This window comes from Ureibacillus galli (assembly GCF_014836845.1).
Taxonomy (GTDB): domain Bacteria; phylum Bacillota; class Bacilli; order Bacillales_A; family Planococcaceae; genus Ureibacillus; species Ureibacillus galli.
Genome location: NZ_JACSQA010000036.1, coordinates 26,139 through 33,695, shown reverse-complemented (window position 1 = coordinate 33,695; position 7,557 = coordinate 26,139). Strand labels below are relative to the sequence as shown.

Annotated in this window: 7 protein-coding genes; 6 read left to right on the top strand and 1 reads right to left on the bottom strand. The window is 35.2% G+C overall.

The window, feature by feature from the left end:
- Window positions 1-329: 329 nt before the first annotated feature.
- On the bottom strand, window positions 330-509 hold the full coding sequence (locus H9636_RS16945; RefSeq protein WP_191708757.1) for a hypothetical protein: 180 nt from the start codon (window positions 507-509) through the stop codon (window positions 330-332).
- Window positions 510-1,023: 514 nt separating this feature from the next.
- Here H9636_RS16945 and H9636_RS16940 point away from each other — a divergent pair.
- The 6 genes from H9636_RS16940 to dnaJ all read left to right on the top strand — a co-directional run bounded on the left by H9636_RS16940 (window position 1,024) and on the right by dnaJ (window position 7,538).
- Complete coding sequence (locus tag H9636_RS16940) at window positions 1,024-1,350, top strand: hypothetical protein (RefSeq protein WP_191708756.1); 327 nt, start codon at window positions 1,024-1,026, stop codon at window positions 1,348-1,350.
- A 140-nt stretch (window positions 1,351-1,490) separates the two neighbouring features.
- Window positions 1,491-2,636, top strand: a complete 1,146-nt coding sequence (hemW, locus tag H9636_RS16935; RefSeq protein WP_191708755.1) for a radical SAM family heme chaperone HemW — start codon at window positions 1,491-1,493, stop codon at window positions 2,634-2,636.
- 90 nt (window positions 2,637-2,726) lie between these two features.
- Window positions 2,727-3,761, top strand: coding sequence for a heat-inducible transcriptional repressor HrcA (hrcA, locus tag H9636_RS16930; RefSeq protein WP_191708754.1), 1,035 nt, complete (start codon window positions 2,727-2,729; stop codon window positions 3,759-3,761).
- Between the two features lie 12 nt (window positions 3,762-3,773).
- Window positions 3,774-4,349 carry a nucleotide exchange factor GrpE gene (gene grpE, locus H9636_RS16925; RefSeq protein ID WP_191708753.1) on the top strand — a complete coding sequence of 192 codons (576 nt, stop codon included), beginning with the start codon at window positions 3,774-3,776 and terminating at the stop codon, window positions 4,347-4,349.
- 59 nt (window positions 4,350-4,408) lie between these two features.
- Window positions 4,409-6,241, top strand: coding sequence for a molecular chaperone DnaK (gene dnaK, locus H9636_RS16920; RefSeq protein WP_191708752.1), 1,833 nt, complete (start codon window positions 4,409-4,411; stop codon window positions 6,239-6,241).
- Window positions 6,242-6,419: 178 nt separating this feature from the next.
- Window positions 6,420-7,538, top strand: a complete 1,119-nt coding sequence (gene dnaJ / locus H9636_RS16915) for a molecular chaperone DnaJ (protein ID WP_191708751.1) — start codon at window positions 6,420-6,422, stop codon at window positions 7,536-7,538.
- Window positions 7,539-7,557: the final 19 nt, after the last annotated feature.

Here is a 7,557-nt window from a genome sequence, read left to right as displayed (position 1 = left end):
AAAGATTTGAAAGTTATAAAAAGATATAACAGAATAAACCTTAATACTCTCTCTCTACAAGAAGCGTTTATGGCTGTGCTAAAAATGGATGAGAATAATAAAAAATAACCTTTTAAAGTATAGGGAAACTTCCAATCGATAATTAATCTAACGAGGGAATCGAATATATATTCTTGCAATCTTTTAAGTTAAAGGACATAGCATTCTTCTTTATAGAAGAGTGACTATGTCCTAATTTTTTTATGGAACAATGGATTGAGCGATAAAAGTGAAGAAATACTTAGTGATGGATATCATTTCTTTGGATAGTGATGAGTGTTTTTGTTTTATTACGAACTAGTTTCATTATTTATCATCCATTCGGTTAGTAGGTATACATGAATTAAAGAAAAGGCGATAACTTTAGAATTCGCCCTTGAAAGTTCTATACCATTCATCACATAATTTTCACCATTAAAATAAATAGCAATAATCTCTTCTAATCTTTTAGCAACATCAATAACTTTCAATGAAAAAATCACTCCTTATTCCAAACTAATGATATTCATTAAAGCTTCTTGTTGTTCGAAATAATTATAATTAAAAAATTCGGATGATAAATATGCTCTTTTTTGTCCTTCATAACTATTGACGGAAAATGATTTTTAGACCAATTTACGCTAAGTGATGAAAATTTTGGAAAAACGCTAAAGTAATTAGTGCAATAGTCGATAATAAAAATGAAAAGTAAGTGAAAAATGTTGTATACAAGGATGGTAAAATTGTATACAGAATCAACGTATTAATATAGGTTTATAGCAGGTCAGCTTCTTTTTTAGAAGTTGACCTGTTTTTTATTGCAACATGTAAGTGAAAACATGAAAGACAAGGGAAAAAATCGTTTCATTATTGCTCTTTATGAAATAAACCCCCTATAGTACAATTTGTCTATAAAAACCTAGTTTTGTACTAAACTTTGTTAGAAGTTGGTATATACATGATTTGATTTTCTTCATTTGATAAAACAGCGAAGGAGATGTAGTAATGATGAGTAATGTGAGGCAAGTAGAAATCCCAGAATGGTTTGAAGTAGATGGCTTAGTAAACTTGAACATAATTATCAATGATCAACAGCTAAACGGTGTATTATTAGCAGGTGATAATTTAGAGCAAGCCCACCCTTACAATCCTATCGTAAGAATTTATTTAATCAACTTACAACAAGAGAAATACGAGATTGTCAGGGAAGTAGGAGCAATTGCATTTAAGTCGAAGCAAGAGGCAACAGATTTCGCATTAAACATAACATCTTATTCCCTTATCGATTTATTTCTCGATATACATAATAAACAAATTGATGTTACAATATAAAAATCCATTGGACCTGATTGATTCGGGTCCTTTTTCTTTTTTAAAATAAAAATCATTTTTGAACCGCAAAATTGAAATTTTATATTGAAAGGGTACAATAGAGAGAAATGGATATTTTCATATAGAAAGAAGGGATTTTAATGGCGCGAGGTGTCTACATACATATTCCTTTCTGTCATCAAATTTGTAATTACTGTGATTTCAATAAAGTCTTTTTTAAAAATCAACCTGTTGATGAATATATAGAAGCTGTAGGAAATGAAATTGAAATGGCTGTCCGAAAATCGCCTGAACAATTTCAAGAAATTGAGACAGTATATCTTGGCGGTGGAACGCCCACAGCTTTATCAGCAACACAAATTAGTCGGCTGTTGCACCATATCAACTCGCTTCTCCCGACGAATCAACTGATTGAATTTAGCTCTGAAGCCAATCCTGATGAATTAACAGCGGATAAATTAGAAGCTTTGTTAAACGGTGGAGTGAATCGATTAAGCATGGGCGTCCAATCCTTTGATCAACAGCTGTTGAAAAAGTTAGGGCGCACACATACGAATGAGCATGTATACGAAACGATTAGGTTAGCAAAGGAAATAGGCTTTGATAATATTAGTATTGATTTAATGTATGGTCTACCGGGTCAGACGATGGAACAATGGGAAGATACTTTAATGAAAGCGTTGGAATTAGATCTTCCCCATTATTCGGCCTATTCTTTAATAGTCGAACCAAAAACAATTTTTTATATCCAGTATGCTAAAGGGAAATTAAGTTTACCTACCGAAGATTCGGAAGCGGATATGTATGAATTACTTATGAAGAAAATGGCTGAAAAACAAAAGATACAATATGAAATAAGCAATTTTGCTATGGATGGTCATATTTCAACACATAATAAAATTTATTGGGATAATGATGAGTATGCAGGTTTTGGTGCTGGAGCCCATGGTTATCTACAAGGAACCCGTTATTCCAACTATGCTCCAATAAAGAAATATATTGAAACAATTCAAAATCATGAACAACCACTTCTTCATGAACATAAAGTAACTTTTGAGGAAAAATGCGAAGAGCAAATGTTTTTAGGTTTACGAAAAAACGAAGGTGTATTCTTTAAACAATTTGAAGAGAAATTCGGTGTATCGATGAAAAAACTGTACGGGAATACAATTGAACAACTTAAAATGGAAGAGTTATTACTTGAAGATGAAAAAGGCGTGAAATTAAGTCACAAAGGTCGCTTTGTTGGAAATGAAGTTTTTCAACGATTTTTATTAGAAGATTAAAGCGATTCCGTTGACATAATATGTGAGATTTGATAATTTAAATATAGTATTAGCACTCTAAGTGAATGAGTGCTAACAGAGGTGATGACTATGTTAACAAATCGACAATTACAAATTTTGCAAGTAATCGTTGATGATTTTGTTAATTCAGCTCAACCAGTAGGGTCACGCCAAATTTCGAAGAAAGAATGGATCACTTATAGCCCTGCAACTATCCGAAATGAGATGGCTGATTTAGAGGAATTAGGGTTTTTAGAAAAAACACATACTTCTTCTGGACGTGTACCTTCTGAAAAAGGGTATCGATATTATGTGGACCATTTGTTACAGCCGATTTCAATGTCTGAAAGGGAAATTGGGTTAGTTCAATCTATTTTTAAAAATCAAATTGTAGAGATGGAACAAGTAATTCGTGAATCTGCCAATATCTTGTCTGATTTAACATCCTATACAACGATTTTACTTGGACCAAATGTAAGCAAACATCGTGTGAAACGATTCCAAATTGTCCCTTTAACTGAACAAACTGCAGTTGCAATTATTGTGACAGATAATGGACATGTTGAAAATCGTACAATTACACTCCCTCAAGGATTTATTCCTGTAGATATAGAAAAAACAGTCAACATTTTAAATGAACGATTAGTGGGCGTTTCATTGCTTGAACTGCAAAGTCGACTCGAATTAGAAACGTTTGAAGTTCTAAGACAGCATGTGAAGACAGCAGATTCGATTATTCAATCTTTAAAAAATGTTGCGTTCGTCCAAAATGAGGGGAAAATTTATTTTGGCGGAAAAACAAATATGTTAAATCAACCCGAGTTTCACGATTTAAATAAAGTTCGCGCTTTAATGGAGATGATGGAAAAAGAAAGTCAAGTGATTTCGCTATTCCATCCTGGCGATAGAGGTATCCATATACGAATTGGTTCCGAAAATAATCATTTGGCGATGGATGACCTTAGTGTTATAACAGCCACATATTCCGTTGGTAAAGAGCAAGAGGGTTCCATCGCAATAATTGGACCAAAACGTATGGATTATCAACGTACAGTTTCCCTATTAGATGTGATGCGAAGTGGACTTTCCCGTGTGTTCTCAAATAAATCGAATAATGGGTTATAAGGAGGATTCATTGTGTCTGAAACGACAGAAAACAAACAACAAGAAGAAGTAACAGAACAAACAACTGAGGAAGTAACAAATAATACTGAAAATGAGCAAAATGTGGAACAAACGGAACTATCCGTTGAAGAGCAACTAAACTTAAAAATTGCTGACTTGGAAACAAAACTTCAAGAAGAAGAGAATCGTTTCCTTCGTTTACGTGCTGATTTTGATAATATGCGTCGTAGAAATCAGCTAGATAGGGAAGCATCTGAAAAATATCGAGCTCAAAAATTATTAACAGACTTATTGCCAGTTATTGATAACTTTGAACGGGCTTTACAAGTTGAAGTGAGCTCTGAAGATGCAGTTTCTCTATACAAAGGCATTGAAATGGTCTATAAAACATTAATCGAAGCAGCAAAACAGGAAGGCTTAGAAGTCATCCCTGCAGAAGGGGAAGTATTCGATCCAACTGTGCATCAGGCCGTAATGCAAGAAAACGATTCTGAAAAAGAATCGGGCATTGTTATACGCGAACTTCAAAAAGGTTATAAATTAAAGGATCGTGTATTAAGACCATCAATGGTTTCAGTAAATGAATAAGTAATTTAATTTAGAAAGAGCACTAATGGTGTTTTAAATAATAGGAGGCATAATTTAATATGAGCAAAATTATTGGTATTGACTTAGGTACAACAAACTCATGTGTGGCAGTATTGGAAGGTGGAGAACCAAAGGTAATTCCAAATCCAGAGGGTAACCGTACAACTCCTTCTGCTGTTTCATTTAAGAATGGCGAACGTCAAGTTGGGGAAGTGGCAAAACGCCAATCAATTACAAACCCAAACACAATTTTGTCTATTAAATCAAAAATGGGTACTTCTGAAAAAGTAAAAATTGAAGACAAAGAATATACTCCACAAGAAGTATCAGCAATGATTTTACAATACTTAAAAGGTTATGCTGAAGAATACTTAGGTGAAAAAGTAACAAAAGCTGTTATTACAGTTCCAGCTTACTTTAACGACGCTCAACGTCAAGCAACAAAAGATGCAGGTAAAATTGCAGGACTTGAAGTAGAACGTATCATTAACGAGCCAACTGCTGCAGCTCTTGCTTACGGTTTAGATAAACAAGATCAAGATCAAAAAATTCTAGTATTTGACCTTGGTGGTGGTACATTTGACGTATCCATCTTAGAATTAGGGGATGGCGTATTCGAAGTGTTAGCTACTGCTGGGGACAACAAACTTGGCGGAGATGACTTCGACCAAAAAGTTATTGACTATTTAGTTGAGGAATTTAAAAAAGAAAATGGCATTGACTTATCAAAAGATAAAATGGCAATGCAACGTTTGAAAGATGCGGCTGAAAAAGCGAAAAAAGATTTATCTGGTGTAACATCTACGCAAATTTCATTACCGTTCATCACTGCAGGAGCAGAAGGTCCACTTCACTTAGAAGTAAACTTAACTCGTGCAAAATTTGATGAAATTACACGTGATTTAGTTGAACGTACAATCATCCCAACACGTCAAGCCCTTAAAGATGCTGGTTTAAATGCATCAGATTTAGATAAAATTATTTTAGTTGGTGGTTCAACTCGTATTCCTGCTGTTCAAGAGGCAGTGAAACGTGAAACAGGTCAAGAACCTCATAAAGGTGTAAACCCAGACGAAGTTGTCGCAATGGGTGCTGCTGTTCAAGGTGGCGTTTTAACTGGAGACGTTAAAGATATCGTGTTACTTGACGTAACTCCGCTTTCGCTTGGTATTGAAACAATGGGTGGCGTATTTACTAAATTAATTGAACGTAATACTACAATCCCAACATCAAAATCTCAAGTGTTCTCAACAGCTGCAGACAACCAACCGGCTGTAGATATCCACGTGTTACAAGGTGAGCGTCCAATGGCGGCTGATAACAAAACATTAGGTCGTTTCCAATTAGCTGATATCCCACCAGCACCACGTGGTGTACCTCAAATCGAAGTAACATTTGATATTGATAAAAACGGTATTGTGTCCGTAAAAGCAAAAGATTTAGGCACTCAAAAAGAACAAACAATCGTTATTCAGTCTGATTCAGGTTTAACTGATGAAGAAATTGAACGTATGGTAAAAGATGCTGAAGCTAATGCTGAAGCGGATGCAAAACGTAAAGAAGAAGCAGATCTTCGTAATGAAGCTGACCAATTAGTGTTCCAAGTGGATAAAACAATTTCCGACCTTGGTGAACAAATTACAGAAGATGAGAAAAAATCAGTAGAAGATGCAAAAGAAGAACTGAAAAAAGCATTAGAAGCTGGTGAAATCGAAGGAATTAAATCGTCTAAAGAAAAACTAGAAGGCGTATTACAACCTTTAGTCATGAAAGTATATGAGCAAGCAGCGGCAGCAGCTCAAGCAGCACAAGGTGAAGCAGGAGCAGACGCTGGCAAAAAAGACGATGGCGTTGTAGATGCTGACTTTGAAGAAGTAAAAGACGATAAATAATTTTCAGATGATTAGATAGATGGGAACAAGAAAAAGTCAAAGCCTGAAAATGGACTTTGACTTTTTCATTGCAAATAGATTTCAATTTGAAAAATTTAGTTAATAAAAACAAACTTCATATACAGTATATTTTGAACATGTTACAATATACGTTATGTAAAAGAGCGGAGTGTGACCGATGAGTAAACGCGATTATTATGAAGTGCTTGGCGTAAGCAAAAGCGCAAGCAAAGATGAAATTAAGAAAGCATATCGCAAACTTTCTAAACAGTATCACCCAGATATAAACAAAGAAGCCGGAGCGGATGAAAAATTTAAGGAAATAGCTGAAGCATATGAAGTATTAAGTGATGATACGAAACGCGCCCAATATGATCAATTTGGTCATGAAGGTCCAAATCAAGGTGGGTTTGGAGGATTCGGAGGTTCCGGATTCGGAGGGTTTGAAGATATTTTCAGTTCATTTTTTGGTGGAGGAAGTCGACGTTCTGATCCGAATGCACCTAGAAAAGGGGATGATTTACAATATCGTATGAACATTTCCTTCGAGGATGCTGTTTTCGGTAAGCAAACAGAAATCGAAATTCCGAAAGAAGAAACTTGTGATACATGTCATGGATCTGGAGCGAAACCGGGTACGAGTCCGAAAACGTGTTCAACATGTAACGGTTCTGGTCAAGTAAACCAAGCAGTCGATACTCCATTTGGTCGTATGGTTAACCGTCGTACATGTAACTCATGTCGAGGAACAGGTAAAATTATTACGGATAAATGTTCATCTTGTCACGGTGCAGGTACGGTTCAAAAACGTAAAAAAATAAAAGTAACTATCCCAGCAGGTGTGGATGATGGTCAACAATTACGTGTATCAGGCCAAGGGGAACCGGGTATAAACGGTGGTCCTGCAGGAGATTTATATATTGTATTCAATGTGAAAAATCACCCATATTTTGAACGCGATGGTGATGATATATACTACGAATTAAAATTAACATTCCCACAAGCTGCTTTAGGGGATGAAATTGAAGTTCCTACTATCCATGGGAAAGTAAAATTGAAAATTCCTGCTGGTACTCAATCCGGTGCTCAATTCCGTATTAAAGATAAAGGTGTCAAAAATGTTCATGGTTATGGAACAGGTCATCAATATGTGATTGTAAAAGTAATGACGCCAACGAAATTAACGGAAAAACAAAAGCAATTATTACGTGACTTTGCTGAAATTAGTGGAGACATACCAGAAGAACAAGGTAGTTCGCTATTCGATAAAATAAAAAAAACATTTAAAGGCGAATAATTTCAATGCGTCCATTCCT